This window comes from Vreelandella arctica (assembly GCF_037070215.1).
Classification (GTDB): Bacteria; Pseudomonadota; Gammaproteobacteria; order Pseudomonadales; family Halomonadaceae; genus Vreelandella; species Vreelandella arctica.
The window spans coordinates 1-16084 of record NZ_JBANSN010000020.1; the positions used below are offsets into that span (position 1 = coordinate 1).

Sequence of the window (16084 nt, forward strand, 5' to 3'; positions counted from 1 at the left end):
TTGCCGGGTAGCTATGGTCGGACGGGATAACCGCTGAAAGCATCTAAGCGGGAAGCCCCCTTCAAGATGAGACATCCCTGAGGCCTAGAGCCTCCTGAAGGGCCCAGCGAGACCAGCTGGTTGATAGGCACGGTGTGGAAGCGCTGCAAGGCGTTGAGCTAACGTGTACTAATGGCCCGTGAGGCTTGACCCTATAACACCCAAGGGGTCTGGTCGCGATGATGACGCAACATTTAAAACACCGGATACGCAGCGTGTGGCCTAGCTCAAGAAGAGCAAGCGGCACAATGAGACGATCGCAAACAGCATGATGTACATAGCCAGTTACGCCTGACGACCATAGCACGCGTGAACCACCTGATCCCTTGCCGAACTCAGCAGTGAAACCGCTTAGCGCCGATGGTAGTGTGGGGTCTCCCCATGCGAGAGTAGGTCATCGTCAGGCACCTATACCGCAGAAAACCCAGCCACCCGGCTGGGTTTTTTGTGTGCGTGGAAGAAAAAAACGTGGCTCTTACCACCCAATAGATTGGCCATCCCAAGCCCAAAAAGTACCGTTATCATCAGGTGTTCGTTGAGCGATGACTGCCAGTAACTGCTCTGCAACAAATGCAGGCGTGAAGAGCTTCTCGTCAGGCACCCTTGATTGAAAAGGTTTAGAGAGCGCTGTATCGGTGGTGCCAGGGTGCAGGCATAACACGGTGCATTGTTTGTTAAGCCGCTTGAGCTCTATTGATGCCGTCTTAAGCAGCATGTTATGGGCTGCTTTACTGGCACGATAGCTGTACCAGCCGCCTAGCTGATTATCCTCGATGGAGCCAACTCGCGCGGAAAGACTGGCGATCACTGTAGGGTGTGTCCCTTTGAAAGAGTCTTTTAGTGACGCCAGCAGCAAGATAGGCGTAAAGGCGTTGATATTCATTGTCTGCGTTAGGTTTTCAACACTCAGCTGATCAAGTCGCTTTTCAGGAACCAGTTGTTTAGCTTCATCATGAAGGATGCCGATGGCATTAAAGAAGAAGTGAACAGGCCGGGCAGCCAATGCATTTTGAAGTGCCTGCCTATCCTGTTCTTGAGAAACATCAAGCATTAGGTGAGTAAGGCGTGGATGGTCAATTTGTGATGGTTTACGGCTTACCGTAATAATGTGGCCGAGCTGGGAGGAAGAGAGTAGCTGCTGAATGATGGCAGCGCCTATTCCTCCCGATGCGCCAACAACCAGCGCTGTATAATGATGAGGCAGCAAATAGAACATGGAAAGCCTTTGGAATCCTACTAGTGAGGAGGGCTTTCATTGAAACGTTATGCAGGGAACTTGTCGAGGGAATATATCAGGCGGAAGCGTTGATTCTGCCAGGTTGAGCACTATTACGACCATCCGGCTTATACAGCGTTTTTTCTGCAATTTGGCGGATGTAATCCAGCATTGCCTGGTTATGCTTCATTCGTACTGACAGCATTTGTCCCGTCAGCTCGTTCATGCGTGAGGCGCGCTCACTTTTTTCCAGCAGGCTTTCCCATGCTGTTTGACAGCCAGCATCAACAGCTGCTGATCTAGCGCCAATAGCACCTTCATCATAACCGAGGCGTTTCTGTACATTGCGGCGCACAGTTTCAATCCGCTCTAGCTCGGCTAATAATGACTGCTTTTCGCGTGCGACTTGAGCTAACGCATCGCCGTCAATGTCACCTTGCGTTAAAAGGTTTTGCTCGTTGGACAACAACGAAATTAACGCATCAAGGCGCTGCCGTTGGTCGGTAAGCAAAGATGCAAGGCTCATTTAAAGCGTCCCCTATAAATCTTTAAGATTGGCAATTAGACCGTCAGCAATTCGGTCTGCGCGCATTTCCAGGCGCCCTTCACGAATAGCGTCTCGAATCTCTTCAACTTTGGCGGTATCGATATCCTGAGACTCATCAATACTCGATTGACTCAGTTGGGTCGATTCACGAGTCGTGCCGCCCGGTGTGGCTGGCGATACGCTCTCTGCTTTTTGCGCTTCATCCCGCTGCTGCGTAGGATTCGAGCGTAATAGCGAGTTAATGTTATCAATTTTCACGTTGTCTGCCTCATCGTCAACGTCGATGCGCTTGGCGCCTAGTGTAGCTTGTATAGCCATATATCGGCAGCGCAGGGTATAACTTTAGGCGATGCGTTAAAAATCCACCACCAAAACACCTCGATCAGTGACGCGGGCAGTCATGATTTCGCGTGACCCAAAACGCACCCTTACTTGCTCACCAAGAGCACCATTTTCTAGCGCCTCCCCTTCGCGTGAAACGCGAAAAGCTGAACCTTGCGCTACGACAGTAACGCGCTGCCCACGTTCAACTAAGTCAGGAGCTTGTAAGTAATGAGCCAAAAAAGCGCTGCCAGTGCGAATGGGGCGCTGGGTGATTTTACCTACGATGTCTTCTTCAGCCGTCAAAGCTTGCGCCGAAAGATCGCCTAAATTACCACCACGTTCGCTGAGCATATTCGAAGTAATCAACGTGCCTCGCTCAATATCTCTCGCTGCCACCACATAACTACCAATGACATCAATCTGAGCCTGTAAGTAACGCACTTGTCGGCCGTTTTCACCGCAACGTACCCCAACGGAAACGCGGCCCAAGGGGGCTTGATTGGCGTTGGGTAAAAAAGGCTCTGGTTGAATGCATTCCGGCAAATGTGGAGAAGGTGGCCGTAAATCAATCACCACTTCCTCGCCTAATGCCTGGGTTTCCTGATACAAAAATTGGTGTACTTGCTGAAGCAGAGCGTCGTCATCAGCCTGAACCTTAGTCAAAGCTGTAACGGCTAGCATTGCCAATAAAAAAATCACTTGCCAGTAGCAAAGCATGCTTGGCTGAGTAACGTGCTTTCGTAGCATGGAAGGGGCCACTTGCTGAAGAGCTTGGGGAAGTAGGCTGATGAGGCTACCGGTCAGTCAGTGTAGCGAAAAGGTAGCAGCCGTATCACGCGAAATGCTGGTAGAAACGCCAGCTGTTCCATGCTTTAGGCTGACAGTTCCAGACGTATTCTTCATCATCAACAAAATCCATTTTATTTTTGCCTCAACGCGAGGGTCGGCATGATTGATCAACTGGAATCTGCCTTTAATTTTCATCAGCAAGCAGTCGGTTTGCGCCAGGCACGCCACGAGGTGTTAGCGGCTAATATCGCTAATGCCGATACGCCTAACTATAAAGCGCGTGATATCGATTTTGCTAGTGAACTGAAAAAAGCAGTAGACGGTACTCAGAATGCATCTGGTAATACTGGTGGCGGTCTGACATTGGCGCGTACCGCTGGCAACCATATTGCTGGAGAAGGCCCCGCATGGCGTGGAGCGGGCAACGCCGATTTACTTTACCGCATTCCCGACCAGCCTAGTTTGGATGGCAATACGGTTGATATGGATCGTGAGCGCACGCAGTTTGCGGATAACGCTGTTCGTTATCAAGTCGGCCTTACGATGCTCAACAGCCGTATTCAAGGGCTGAAAAATGCCATGCAGCCCGAATAACCAGGCCAAATTAGTGAGGAGTTAAGCAACGATGTCGATGTTCTCTACGTTTGATATTGCCGGTTCGGCAATGAGTGCCCAGTCCCAGCGAATGAACGTTACCGCTAGCAACATGGCCAATGCCGATAGTGTTGCCGGGCCTGATGGGGAAACCTACCGAGCAAAACAGGTCATGTTTGAGACCCAGGCACAAGGCAACCGCTATGGCGTTGGCGGTGTGCGAGTTACCGAAGTGGTGGAAGACGACTCACCGCTACGCATGGAGTACATGCCCAACCACCCGGCAGCGGATGAAGAGGGCTATGTCGCAAAACCCAATGTTGAGCCTGTGCATGAAATGGTCAATATGATTTCTGCTTCGCGCTCCTATCAAGCCAACGTTGAAGTGTTTAATACCAGTAAGCAAATGCTGATGCAGACGCTGTCGCTGGGAGAGGGCTAACAATGAGTACTATTGATCCAACCACGTTGTCGAATATCAATGGTGGTGGTATTCAGCTAAAGCAGAGTCAATCAGACGAGCTGCGTAATAGCTTTATGACGCTATTGATTACGCAATTGCAAAATCAAGACCCGCTTAAACCCATGGAAAACGCGGAGATGACGTCTCAAATCGCACAGATCAACACGGTAAGCGGTATTGAGCAGCTGAATAGCACGTTACAGAGCATCACCAGCCAAATGGATGCCAATCAGGCATTGCAGGCGAGCGGGTTGATTGGCCAGGGGGTCATGGTACCTGGGCGTCAAATCATGTTGGAGCAAGATAGCGAAGGTCAACCTTACTCAACACCTTTTGGGATTGAATTAGACCAGCCCGCCGCCAATGTTCAAGCGACGATAGTTGGCCAGGGTGGCCAAGTTATTCGCCGTTATGATTTAGGGGCAGTTGATGCGGGTGTGCAGTCTTTCAAGTGGGACGGGGAGAATGACCAGGGCGAGGTGGTTGCCAGTAATCGCTATGCCGTTCAGTTAGAGGCGACGGACGCTGAAGGCGAAGCCATTGAATCAACCGCGCTTAACTATGCGATCGTCAATAGCGTGACACCTAACGATGTTAACGGTGGTGTTCGGCTGGACCTAGGGGCGATTTATGGTCAAATCAGCCTGAATGATGTTAAACAAATCCTTTGATTTAGTAACATAAATTGTCTTCTAGGAGAATGAAATGAGTTTTTCTCAAGCACTAAGCGGTCTGAATGCACAGTCAGAAAACCTAAAGATCTTAGGTAATAATATTGCGAACTCGCAAACGGTCGGCTTTAAAAGCTCAGGTGCAATATTTTCTGATGTATTTGCCGGTGCAAGTAGCCAAGTGGGCCTGGGCGTAAAAATTTCAGATGTTCGTCAAGACTTTGCGGCAGGTGATTTGGAAACCTCGGGTCGCACTTTGGATCTGGCAGTGGCTGGTGAAGGTTTTTACCGGGTTGAACAAACGAGTGGTGAAGCCGCTTATACTCGAAATGGTCAATTTAGCCAAGATAATGAAGGCTTTTTGGTGAATGCATCAGGCCAGCGGTTAACGGGGTATGGTCTTTCTGATCCTAATGATCCGTTTTCAGCTGTTGTGCCAGGAGGAGCCCCTGAAGCGCTAAATATTTCATCAGCTGACATTCCTGCAAAGGCTACTGCGGACGTGGCAGCTACCTATAATTTGAATGCCAGTACAGTACCAGGACAGGGTTTGCAGCAAGCAACTGTCCAAGCAGTGGATGGAAATGGTGATTTAATCACGGTTGATAACGACGGTGCTTTTGATGCAACAGGCGATCCACTTGAACTCGATGTTTCGTATCACTTTTCCAATAGTTTCACTACGTTCGATTCCTTGGGAAATGAACGCAATATTACGATGTATTATGAAAAGGTAGATGATAATACCTGGAAAGCGTTTCAAGCTGTTGATGGGAAGCTTTCATTTGATGGAGTGGATAATGCTGCGCAAGATCTGGAGAATTCGTTCTGGCTGAAGTTTAACAGTAATGGACAGCTTGCTAAATATAGCGATCTTGATGGGGCAGGGGCTGGACTTAGAGATGAAGACGATATAGTTGGTGTCGCTGATGCCGGTTATCGGCTTGCTTTTGGTACGGCTACTACCCCAGTGAATCTTGATGTAGATAATGCTTCCGCCAATGGTCAAGATGCGACTCAAGCATTCAACCAAGCCTCGGTAGACAATGCAGGCCTAACGAAAGCCTTTGCAAATTTAGAATTTATTGTGGGTGATGGTGCTGATCCGCTTAACTATGATTTTGCACTGACTGGAACTACCCAGTTCAACAATAACTCTGTGCAAAATACACTGACGCAAGATGGTTATACCTCCGGCAGCCTCGCTGGGTTAGAAATAACACGCGATGGTCGTGTTATTCGTATTTATACCAACGAAGAGCGCCGTGATGCAGGGCAAATTGTATTAGCTAACTTTGCAAACGAAGAGGGCCTCCAGTCTATAGGCGACAACGCATGGCGCGAAACCAATGCCTCAGGTATCGGCATTATAGGTACTGGTGGTACCGGCGTATTCGGCACCATTGAGTCTGGCGTGTTGGAAAACTCCAACGTTGACCTAGCAAAACAGCTGGTGGATACCATCGTTGCCCAGCGTGCTTACCAAGCGAACTCGACGTCGATTAGTACCCAGGACGAGCTCCTGCAGACCATTATTAATCTTTAATAGTCGGTCAATCTTGTAAGGAGTAAGTACCGTGGATCGAATGCTCTATACCGCCATGAGTGGCGCCAAAAACAGTATGGATCAACAGTCGATAGTGAGTAATAACCTATCGAATGTGAGTACTACTGGTTTTCGTGCCCAGCTACAGACTGCTCGTTCTGTGCCCGTGCAGGGTGAGGCGTTGCTGGCAACGCGGACGTCAGCGGTGACCACCACGCCCGGCAGTGACTTTTCACAGGGGCCCGTTGAGTTTACGGGGCGCACACTTGATGTCGCGATGCAGGGCGATGCGTGGATGGCAGTGCAGGCGGACGATGGTACCGAAACCTATACGCGGCGCGGCGATCTCCAAATTGACAGTGATGGGGTTCTGCTTAATGTAGGGCGCCCGGTGATGGGGGAAGGTGGCCCTATTGCCGTGCCGCAAGGCGCGCAAGTCTCTATCGGTGCCGACGGGACCATTAGTGCCATTCCCGAGGGCGTAGGGCCAGAAGCGCTCGTCGAAGTAGGGCGGATTAAGTTAGTGACACCCGAAGAGGGAGCGCTAACCCGTGGTGAGGACGGCCTGTTTCGTGCACCTCCTAATGAGGAAGGTGGACCGGGCGCCTTGCCCGCCGACGAGAATGCCAAGCTAGTGAGCGGCGCGCTTGAGGGCAGCAACGTGAGTGCCGTCGATGCCATGGTTTCAATGATCGATGTGGCACGCCGTTACGATATGCAGATGAAAGTGCTCAGTACCGCTGACGAAAACGCCCAGCGTGCCAACGGCATTCTATCTATTCAAGGTTGATGTTGGCCATTCAATGCTGATGTGAGTCAGTCGGCCAAGGGAGCATAATTATGATTAAGTCATTGTGGACCGCTAAAACCGGTCTAGAGTCGCAACAAACCAAGCTAGATGTCATTTCAAATAACCTGGCCAACGTCAGTACCAATGGCTTCAAACGCTCACGTCCCGTGTTTGAAGACTTGTTATATCAAAATATGCGTCAGCCAGGGGCTCAGAACAATATTCAGGATCGCCTGCCCTCAGGCATGCAAATTGGTACCGGTGTTCGCGCGGTGGCCACTGAGCGTTTGCATACCCAAGGTGGTTTAGAGCAAACGGAAAACTCGCGTGATCTAGCCATTGATGGCGAAGGCTTTTTTCAGGTATTGATGCCCGACGGGACTAATGCTTATACCCGCGACGGCAGTTTTCAGCTAAACGAAAATGGCCAGATGGTGACGGCTAATGGCTATCCCGTTGAGCCTGCTATTTTCTTACCTCCCAACGCACTGTCAGTGAATGTAGGTGAAGACGGTACGGTGAGCGTCCGCCAGCCAGGCGTGGCTATTGATAATGAAGTTGGGCAAATCACCGTCAGTACCTTTATTAACCCGGCAGGTTTAGAAAGTGTTGGGGGCAACCTCTATCTTGAAACAGGGGCCTCAGGCGCACCTAACGAAAATATGCCCGGAATGAACGGCGCTGGGCGTCTATTCCAAGGCTATGTAGAAACGTCCAACGTTAATGTGGTTGAAGAAATGGTCAATATGATTCAGACCCAACGCGCCTATGAAATTAATAGCAAAGCGGTCTCTACCAGCGATGAAATGTTGGCACGCTTGAGCCAGCTGTAACGGTTTTTCAATAAAGTTTACTAACAGGTTGCGTCATGCTGGAGTTGCACCCAATGTTACGTCGTATTGCACTAGCTGGCTTGGCGCTCTTAATACTGGTGGTTGCCGGGTGCGCTCAAATTCCAAGAGCCTCAGTGGTGGGAGAGCAGGAGCAGATCAGTATTGTTGATCGTCCACCACCCATCCCTAATGGCTCTATTTATCAGGCAAGGCAAGGGTATCAGCCGCTTTTTGAAGATCGCCGGCCGCGCTCGATTGGCGATATTTTGACCATTGTGTTGGATGAAGAAGTCAGTGCGAGCAAGAATTCGCAGTCCAACGCAGGTCGTAGTGGCAGTGCTAGCCTGGAATTGGCAGAGCTTCCAGATATTCTCGATACTCTTGCTGAGTACGGCTACGATGTTTCCGGTGAGAACGATTTTACCGGCAGTGGTGGGTCGCAGGCGAATAACTCCTTTACCGGTACGATTACCGTATCGGTGTTAGAAGTCATGAATAACGGCAATTTACGTGTACGGGGCGAGAAGCAAATTGCCATCAATCAGGGAACGGAGTTTATCCGTTTTTCAGGCGTGGTTAACCCGCGCACGATTACCGCACAAAATACCGTTCCTTCCACTCAGGTGGCTGATGCGCGTATTGAGTATGTGGGTGACGGTTATATCAACGAAGCGCAGCACATGGGTTGGCTACAACGTTTCTTCTTAAACGTCTCGCCATTCTAGCCCCTATTTGGAGCTATCAATGTTAAAGCGACCAATAACACTGTTACGACGGGCAATAGCGATGCGATTAAGTGGTTATCGAACAAGCAACACCTGGTTGGTTCAGCTGGGTGTCTTAGTGCTGATGTGTTCACTGGCACTACCCGCCCAAGCGGAGAGTGTTCGCGAGCTTTCGAGCTTTGCCGGTGTCCGCGATAACCAGCTGGTGGGCTATGGGTTAGTCGTGGGCCTTGATAGCACCGGTGACCAAACAACCCAGGCGCCTTTCACCAGTCAAAGCCTGACCAACATGCTTTCCCAGCTTGGGGTGACGGTACCTGCAGGTACGAACTTACAATTGCGCAACGTGGCTGCAGTGATGGTAACGGCTGATCTCCCGCCATTTTCCAGGCCGGGCCAGCGGTTGGATATAGTGGTTTCGTCGATTGCCAATGCGCGCAGCTTGCGAGGCGGTACGCTGTTAATGACGCCGCTAAAAGGTGCCGACGGGGATACTTATGCGATTGCCCAAGGCAATATGCTCGTAGGTGGGGCGGGTGCACAGGCTGGTGGCAGTAGCGTTCAGATTAACCAACAGGCCTCAGGCCGTATCCCCAATGGTGCCCTGGTGGAAAGAGAAGTGCCGCTTAACCTGGGCAGTAACGGTGGGATGCTTGAATTACAGCTCAACGATTCCGATTTTGGCACCGTTCAGCGCATGGTGACGGCGATTAATAACGAGTTTGGCCAGTCGGTTGCCTACGCACGAAATGGTCGAGTCATCGCCCTGGATGGCCCTACCGATGACAATGCAAGGGTCAACTTTATGGCCCGTGTCGAAAACGTTCAGGTAACACCTACTGAGGCACCAGCGCTTGTTGTGCTGAATTCACGTACCGGCTCGGTCGTAATGAACAGTGCCGTCACATTGCGAGAAGCGGCGGTAGCCCACGGCAGTCTGTCGATCATGATTGATACCCAGTTTGGCGTTAGCCAGCCTAACCCGTTTGGCGAGGGAGAGACGGTCGTCGTACCTGATGCGGATATTGAAATTGATCAGCAAGAGGCTTATCTGCAAATCGTAGAAGGCGCGCAGCTCAACGAAGTGGTCAATGCATTGAATGCGTTAGGCGCCACACCCCAGGATTTAATGTCGATTCTAGAAGCGTTAAAAGCATCGGGTTCGCTACGCGCTGAGCTGGAGGTCATTTAATGAGCGCGAATGATATGAGCAGTCAGTTCGCCCTGGATGTGAGCGGCTTTCAACGGCTTCAACACACCGCCCGAGTCGACCCTGAAGCTGGCGTAGATGGCGCAGCCCAGCAATTTGAAGCGTTGTTTATTCAGATGATGATGAAGAGTATGCGCGAAGCGACACCCACCTCAGGACTGATGAATAGCAGCGCGACGAATACCTATCAATCGATGCTGGATCAACAGTGGTCCCAAGTGATGGCTTCGCGTGGCATGGGCCTTGCGGATGTTCTCGTTGAGCAGTTAGAGCGCCAAGGTGCTATTTCAAAAGCAGAGCCAGCAGCCAATGCAGATCAAGAGCTGCAAGCCCTAATCGCCGGTATTCCCCGTGGCACGCCCCGAATACTTGATGACTCTTTCTCGGTAGATCCGGGCGCTACTGGCACAACAAGCTCACAGGGCAGCGGGCAATTCCTGGCTGAGCTTGAGGCCATTCGCCAAGGTGTGGAGAAAGGTAATACAGTCGATGAGTCCGCGTTAAATCAGCGAGAGCCGACAGCTTCAGGTCACATTGACCAATTTATGCAAACGTTAGCGGCGCCAGCCCAGGCGGCTAGTGCCAACACTGGCGTTCCTGCTGAATTAATTTTGGCCCAGGCGGCGTTAGAAACGGGCTGGGGTCGGCACGAAATTGCCACTCGCAATGGAAATAACAGCCATAACTTGTTTGGTATCAAAGCAGGTAGCCATTGGCAGGGCGAAACAACTGACATTGTGACGCATGAATATATCAATGGGCGACGTACTCCGGTAGTCGACACATTCCGCGTTTACGAGTCGTTTGAGCACGCTTTTACCGACTATGCCAGCCTGATCAGTAATAACCCGCGCTATGCCGGTGTTGTCCAGGCACCGAGTGCCGAGCAGGCAGCGCAAGAGTTACAGCGTGGTGGTTATGCCACTGACCCGCGTTATGCCGATAAACTAGTGGCAGTAATGAAGTCGATGGGGCCGCTTAACGCGGGTGACGATTTCCTGGCAGATTCTCGCTAGCCCTTTCCTCAAGTTTTTTTGCGCACTGCCGATACTTGTAACATGTATAGGTATCAGCCTAAGGAATTGAACCATGAGCATGTTTTCGATTGGGTTAAGCGGCCTTAATGCGGCACAGAATGCCCTGAATACGGTTAGTAATAATATTAGTAATGTCTATACGCCTGGCTACAATCGGGAAATTACGGTTCTTAACGAAAGTAATAATAACTCTGGCGTGCGCGTCGCGGATATTGAACGACAATACAACACATTTGTCGCTGCTCAGCTGAATAATGCCAAATCCCAGTCTAGTGCTCTAAATGTTTATAGCACGCAAGTCACGCAAATCGATAACTTGCTTGCCGATCGTGAAGCTGGTTTGGCACCATTGATGCAGGATTTTTTTTCCTCCCTTGAAGATTTGGCCAGCGCACCTTCTGACCCTGCATCGCGCCAGGGTGTGTTAGGCTCTGCTAATACATTGTCTGCCCAGTTCCGTTCGTTTGATGGTTATCTCCAAGATTTGCAGTCAGGTGTTAATGGGCAAATAAAAGATGAAATCACTCAAATTAATAATACGACGACTCAAATCGCATCGATTAACCGTGAAATTTCTCTAGCAAGAGCGCAATTAGGTGAAGCACCGAATAGCCTATTAAATCAGCGTGATCAGATGATTTCCGAGTTAAACGAAAGATTGGATGTGCGCCTTAATATCCAAGATGGTAAAACCTATAATCTAACTCTTCCTAATGGCCAGCCGCTTGTTACCGGTGATACCGCTTATAAACTTGAAGCGATAGAGTCGCAAAGTGATCCGCAAAGAGTGGTAGTGGGTTACCGAGAGGGAGCCCAAGGAAACGGAAATTTAGTTGCTTTAGACGAGGGATTGATTAGCGGTGGCGCGTTAGGTGGTTTGATGAGCTTTCGCTCAGACACGCTAGATAAAACGCAGAATCAAATTGGCCAGTTAGCCTCCTCATTGGCATTAGCTTTTAATGAGCAGCATCAGCAAGGAGTAGATTTACAAGGAGATCAAGGCGAAGCGTTTTTCAGCTTAGGTAAGCCAAATGCTTACTTTAATGCTGAGAATGGTGGCAGCGCTAGCGTTGAAGCGACTTTTGACCTGGAAGATATCAGTGCATTAAAAGCGACCGATTACTCTATTAAAGTGACTGACGCTGCAGCTACACCACCAACATTTGAAGTTACTCGTAAAGATGATGGTTCGTTAGTCGATGTTGAATTCGAGGATACTACAGACACGCTAAGCTTTGGCGGTGTCAATGTCGTTTTTACGGATCTTAATACGGCTCAAAACGGAGATCGTTTTGAAGTACAGCCCGTTCGCCGCGCCGCTGGCGGTATGGATAGCAATATTACGGATCTAGATAAAATTGCTGCGGCCAGCTTGGTTGAAAGTAAAGGTGATTTGGACATTAGCGAACTAACTGCTGCAAGCGGTGCTTTTAGCGATAACGAGAGTTATGAACTAAATGTTGACGATACTGGTGACCTGGCGGTTATGCCGACAACACCAACAGTGACCGTTACACGGGGTGATTCAGTCCTTACTTCTGGTACACCTCTGGAAGCGGGAGACAAAATCAGTATTGACGGTCTAAGCTTTACCCTGGATGCACTTCCAGTCGGCGAAGCTAGTCTTGTCATCAGCCGAAGTGACGCTAGCGCGGGCGATAATCGTAACGCCCTGGCACTGCAGAATATGCAGGCTGAATCGATTGTGGGGGGGAGTGCTTCTGTCAGCGGTGCTTATGCATCTATTGTCAGTGATGTAGGTAATCGAACTAATATTGTTCAAGTTAATTTAGATGCACGCCAAGGTTTAACCGATCAATTAAAGGCAGTACAGCAGTCTGAATCAGGCGTTAGCTTAGATGAAGAAGCTGCTAATTTGATCCGCTTTCAGCAGTATTATCAAGCGAACGCACGTGTGATTGATACGGCTTCCAATATTTTTGACACCATTTTAGGTCTGCGAAGCTAACTTATAGGAGTCTATTTCATGCGCATTAGCAGCGTAACTATGTACGACCAAAGTACGGCTTCTATTAATCGTCAACAGAGCGATTTCTTGAAAGTTAGCCAGCAGATTGCCAGTGGCCGACGGGTAGTGAATCCTTCTGATGACCCACAAGCTGCTTCACGGGCAGTGGGCGTAGACCAGTCAAAAGCCGTTACACAGCAGTATGCCGATGCGCGAGTATCGGCACGTAATTCGCTATCACAGACTGAAAGCATCTTAAACAGTGTTAGCGATGCGGTGACTAGCGCCAAAACACTCTTGATTCAAGCATCGAGTGACACGCTGAGTGACGTGGATCGTGAGTCAATCGCCAGTGAGCTCAAAGGCGTTTATGAAACGATGCTGGGCCAAGCCAATGCCACTGATGGTAACGGTCGTTACCTGTTTGGGGGCTATAAAGATAATGCCCCGCCGTTCGTAAAGTCAGCCGATGGCAGTGTGCAGTATCAGGGCGATAGTAATGTACGCGAACAGCGCGTGGATGCTTCGCGGCTAATGCCGGTTAACGATAATGGCGAGACTATCTTCAAGAGCGTTCCAAGCGGTGCGGGCTATATAGCTGAGTCGGTCAAGACTAGTGCCCAGGGCGAGCGCCTAGTTGGAGAGGGCGCTAGAAACGATGGCACCGTAACATTCACTGGTCCGCAGATAAGTGATGTAAACGCCGAGGGCTACGGTGACAATTACCGCATTGTATTCACTGAAAATACTGGCGCTGACCCTAAAAGTGAGTTTATCTACCAAGTACAGCGTTTTGAAGATGATGAATGGCAAACCGATGCTGGTAGTTTGGTTGCTGAAGGTGAATATACGGGAGCAGGTCAGCAGTTATCCTTTGGCGGTATTAATATTACGTTAGAGGGTGAACCAGCTAAAGACGATGAGATTTTAGTGGCACAAGCTGGTGGGGACGTTCGTGGTGCTGATCTCTTTCGAACCATGGAAGAAGCTATCAGGGTTTTGGATTTTCCAGCGGATGATCCAACCAAAAAAGCTGACCTGCGCAACACTTTGAATACTGCTATGCGCGATCTGGACAACAGCCTAGATAATGCCCTAACCGTACGCGCTTCTGCTGGTGCGCGGCTCAATGAGCTTGATGTTATTGATGCTGTCGGTAGTAACCGTATGCTGAACTATGAGCAAACGTTGTCCGATCTGGTCGATCTTGATTACGCAGAAGCCATTTCTGAGTATAGCTTGCGCCAAGTAGGTATGCAGGCAGCGCAAAAAGCGTTTGTCGATATTAAAGGCTTATCGCTATTTAACTATATGTAACGAGCGTTTTGTTCTTACACGGTTTACTAAAAAACCCCAGGCTTTACAAAAAGCATGGGGTTTTTACGTTAAAGGTGCCATTGTTTCGATTAGGTTTTGCAGAAAGTCTAATCCTTGAGTAAATAGCCGCTGCAGAAAGCGGCTAATATCGGTCATTAATACCATCATCAATATCAGACCCACGATGAGCGAGGTAGGGAAACCAATATTGAAGACGGTGAGCTGAGGGGCGGAACGGTTCAGTATGCCCAATGCCAGATTGATGGTTAGTAGGGAGCCCACTAGCGGCAGTGCCAATAACATACCCGCCGCAAAAATCGTCCCCGCGTAGCGGGCTAGCAAAATAAACGCATCTGGGTTGAACGTCCCAATGCCAATGGGTAGCGTTTGGAAGCTCATAATCAAGGTTTCAAGCACCATTAAATGGCCATTCATCGCCAAGAACATGAGCAGTGTGATCATATAGAGAATACGCGATAGCACCATAATGTTGGTGCCGCTCGCTGTATCAAAAAAGCTCGCAAATGCTAGGCCCATTTGAAGACCGATAAAGTCCCCGGCTGCTTGAACAACCGCAAACATGATATGCATGACGAGACCCATCGCCAAGCCAATCAGTATCTGTTCGATCATAATGCCGACGCCAGCCCAGGACATGATGGCGATAGCCGGCATAGTTGGTAGAATCGGCGCAATCACAAAGGCAATGAGGGCAGCAAGGCCGACTTTGGCTTGATTGGGAACACTCGAGTGCCCCCAAAGCGGGGAGGCGGCCATAAAGGCAGTGATGCGCGCAAACGGCCATAAAAAAGCCACTAGCCACCCTTGTAGCTGTGCGAAAGTGACTTCGACCATCGGCTTACATCACCATATTAGGGATGTTGGTAAATAGGCGGTGTGTAAAGTCAGTAATTAAGCCAATCAGCCAGGGGCCAGCAAACACCAGCACCGCAAACACGGCAAGGATTTTAGGAATAAATGTCAGCGTCATTTCATTTATCTGAGTCGCGGCTTGAAACAGACTAATGATAAGGCCGGTGAATAGCGCTGCCAGCAGCATGGGACCAGCAAGGAGAAGCGTTACACGCATGCCTTGGTACGCAATGCTCATCACCATTTCAGGGGTCATCGTAGAAATCCTATGTGGCGTATAAAACGCCACGGCTTATTTGATATAAAAAGCTATTTCAACAACACGCTATATCATGTAAAAGCTTTCAGCCATCGAGCCAATAATAAGCTGCCAACCATCCACTAAAATGAACAGCATCAGTTTAAAGGGTAACGAGATTGTGATGGGCGGTACCATCATCATCCCCAGTGCCATCAGCGTGCTGGCGACAACTAGGTCGATGATTAAGAACGGAATAAAAATAGTAAAGCCAATTTGAAAAGCGGTTTTCAGTTCGCTGGTAACAAAGGCAGGCAACAAAACACGCATAGGCAACTCTTCTGGTCCTTGCATAGGGCCTACATCCGCCAAGCGAACGAATAAAGCCAAGTCGGGCTCGCGGGTTTGGGCAAGCATAAATTCACGAAAGGGGTCTTGGGCAAGTAATAAAAACTCTTCAAAATTTATTGTTTCATTAGTCAGTGGCACCCAGGCGTTGTCATAGACCTGTGCCAATACCGGCGACATAATAAAAAAAGTTAAGAACAGTGCGATCCCCAAGAGCACTTGATTGGGCGGTGTTGCCTGGGTGCCCATTGCTGTACGCAATAGGCTAAGCACAATGATGATGCGTGTAAAACTGGTCATCATCAGCAGCATTGAAGGTAAAAACGCTAGCGAGCTCAGAAAGAGCAGGGTTTGCAGCGAAAGCGACCACTGTTGCCCGCCATCCTCTAAGGGCTGCGAGATAATCCCGGGTATTTGCTGAGCATGCGCTGGCGCGGCGATAAAGCACACAACCATAGCGGTAATCAGCCATAGCCAGCGCTGACTACCACGGTTAGCAATATAATCTTTTGAAACACATGGCTTAAAAAAACAGGGCCAAGAAAGGTGCATCCA

Annotated in this window: 18 protein-coding genes and 2 rRNA genes; 13 read left to right on the forward strand and 7 right to left on the reverse strand. The window is 49.6% G+C overall.

All coding sequences use genetic code 11. From position 1 onward, the window contains the following. Together V8L70_RS15915 and rrf are read left to right on the forward strand one after the other, a co-directional pair. A 23S ribosomal RNA gene (locus V8L70_RS15915) occupies positions 1 to 193 on the forward strand; the annotation flags it as partial. Positions 194 to 329: 136 nt separating this feature from the next. Continuing rightward, positions 330 to 445: ribosomal RNA gene (gene rrf, locus V8L70_RS15920) — 5S ribosomal RNA — on the forward strand. Positions 446 to 514: 69 nt separating this feature from the next. Here the strand turns inward: rrf and V8L70_RS15925 are convergent. From V8L70_RS15925 to flgA, 4 genes are all read right to left on the reverse strand, one after another. Beyond that, positions 515 to 1255 (reverse strand): SDR family NAD(P)-dependent oxidoreductase, encoded by a 741-nt coding sequence (locus tag V8L70_RS15925; RefSeq protein ID WP_336270136.1) that lies wholly within the window; start codon positions 1253 to 1255, stop codon positions 515 to 517. A 76-nt stretch (positions 1256 to 1331) separates the two neighbouring features. Next, the gene (locus tag V8L70_RS15930; RefSeq protein WP_336270137.1) at positions 1332 to 1781 is read right to left on the reverse strand and encodes a flagella synthesis protein FlgN; all 450 of its coding nucleotides are present in this window, start codon (positions 1779 to 1781) and stop codon (positions 1332 to 1334) included. 12 nt (positions 1782 to 1793) lie between these two features. Continuing rightward, entirely contained in the window at positions 1794 to 2120 is a 327-nt protein-coding gene (flgM, locus tag V8L70_RS15935; protein ID WP_336270138.1) for a flagellar biosynthesis anti-sigma factor FlgM, read from the reverse strand. A gap of 36 nt (positions 2121 to 2156) precedes the next feature. Next, a complete protein-coding gene (gene flgA / locus V8L70_RS15940; protein ID WP_336270140.1) occupies positions 2157 to 2873 on the reverse strand; it encodes a flagellar basal body P-ring formation chaperone FlgA in 717 nt (238 codons plus the stop codon). A gap of 201 nt (positions 2874 to 3074) precedes the next feature. Between flgA and flgB the strand changes: the two genes are divergently transcribed. The 11 genes from flgB to flgL all read left to right on the forward strand — a co-directional run bounded on the left by flgB (position 3075) and on the right by flgL (position 14070). Further along, positions 3075 to 3509, forward strand: coding sequence for a flagellar basal body rod protein FlgB (gene flgB, locus V8L70_RS15945; RefSeq protein ID WP_336270141.1), 435 nt, complete (start codon positions 3075 to 3077; stop codon positions 3507 to 3509). Positions 3510 to 3540: 31 nt separating this feature from the next. Continuing rightward, positions 3541 to 3951: a flagellar basal body rod protein FlgC gene (flgC, locus tag V8L70_RS15950; protein ID WP_101145856.1), complete on the forward strand. Its 411-nt coding sequence runs from the start codon at positions 3541 to 3543 to the stop codon at positions 3949 to 3951. Positions 3952 to 3953: 2 nt separating this feature from the next. Beyond that, positions 3954 to 4643: a flagellar hook assembly protein FlgD gene (locus V8L70_RS15955; protein ID WP_101145855.1), complete on the forward strand. Its 690-nt coding sequence runs from the start codon at positions 3954 to 3956 to the stop codon at positions 4641 to 4643. 34 nt (positions 4644 to 4677) lie between these two features. After that, positions 4678 to 6189 carry a flagellar hook protein FlgE gene (gene flgE / locus V8L70_RS15960; protein WP_101145854.1) on the forward strand — a complete coding sequence of 504 codons (1512 nt, stop codon included), beginning with the start codon at positions 4678 to 4680 and terminating at the stop codon, positions 6187 to 6189. A 31-nt stretch (positions 6190 to 6220) separates the two neighbouring features. Continuing rightward, a complete protein-coding gene (gene flgF / locus V8L70_RS15965; RefSeq protein ID WP_101145853.1) occupies positions 6221 to 6979 on the forward strand; it encodes a flagellar basal-body rod protein FlgF in 759 nt (252 codons plus the stop codon). A 50-nt stretch (positions 6980 to 7029) separates the two neighbouring features. Further along, positions 7030 to 7812, forward strand: coding sequence for a flagellar basal-body rod protein FlgG (gene flgG, locus V8L70_RS15970; RefSeq protein WP_101145852.1), 783 nt, complete (start codon positions 7030 to 7032; stop codon positions 7810 to 7812). Between the two features lie 35 nt (positions 7813 to 7847). Further along, positions 7848 to 8537: a flagellar basal body L-ring protein FlgH gene (locus V8L70_RS15975; RefSeq protein WP_101145851.1), complete on the forward strand. Its 690-nt coding sequence runs from the start codon at positions 7848 to 7850 to the stop codon at positions 8535 to 8537. A 61-nt stretch (positions 8538 to 8598) separates the two neighbouring features. Next, the gene (locus V8L70_RS15980; protein WP_101145850.1) at positions 8599 to 9729 is read left to right on the forward strand and encodes a flagellar basal body P-ring protein FlgI; all 1131 of its coding nucleotides are present in this window, start codon (positions 8599 to 8601) and stop codon (positions 9727 to 9729) included. Then, positions 9729 to 10763, forward strand: a complete 1035-nt coding sequence (gene flgJ, locus V8L70_RS15985; protein ID WP_101145849.1) for a flagellar assembly peptidoglycan hydrolase FlgJ — start codon at positions 9729 to 9731, stop codon at positions 10761 to 10763. Before V8L70_RS15980 ends, flgJ begins: the two co-directional genes overlap by 1 nt. 73 nt (positions 10764 to 10836) lie before the next feature. Then, positions 10837 to 12753 (forward strand): flagellar hook-associated protein FlgK, encoded by a 1917-nt coding sequence (flgK, locus tag V8L70_RS15990; protein ID WP_101145848.1) that lies wholly within the window; start codon positions 10837 to 10839, stop codon positions 12751 to 12753. Positions 12754 to 12771: 18 nt separating this feature from the next. After that, positions 12772 to 14070 carry a flagellar hook-associated protein FlgL gene (flgL, locus tag V8L70_RS15995; protein ID WP_101145847.1) on the forward strand — a complete coding sequence of 433 codons (1299 nt, stop codon included), beginning with the start codon at positions 12772 to 12774 and terminating at the stop codon, positions 14068 to 14070. Between the two features lie 63 nt (positions 14071 to 14133). Here the strand turns inward: flgL and fliR are convergent, their stop codons facing one another. From fliR to fliP, 3 genes are all read right to left on the reverse strand, one after another. Then, positions 14134 to 14925 (reverse strand): flagellar biosynthetic protein FliR, encoded by a 792-nt coding sequence (gene fliR, locus V8L70_RS16000; protein WP_101145846.1) that lies wholly within the window; start codon positions 14923 to 14925, stop codon positions 14134 to 14136. A gap of 4 nt (positions 14926 to 14929) precedes the next feature. Next, positions 14930 to 15199: a flagellar biosynthesis protein FliQ gene (gene fliQ / locus V8L70_RS16005; RefSeq protein WP_101145845.1), complete on the reverse strand. Its 270-nt coding sequence runs from the start codon at positions 15197 to 15199 to the stop codon at positions 14930 to 14932. Positions 15200 to 15268: 69 nt separating this feature from the next. Beyond that, complete coding sequence (gene fliP, locus V8L70_RS16010) at positions 15269 to 16081, reverse strand: flagellar type III secretion system pore protein FliP (RefSeq protein WP_101145844.1); 813 nt, start codon at positions 16079 to 16081, stop codon at positions 15269 to 15271. Positions 16082 to 16084: the final 3 nt, after the last annotated feature.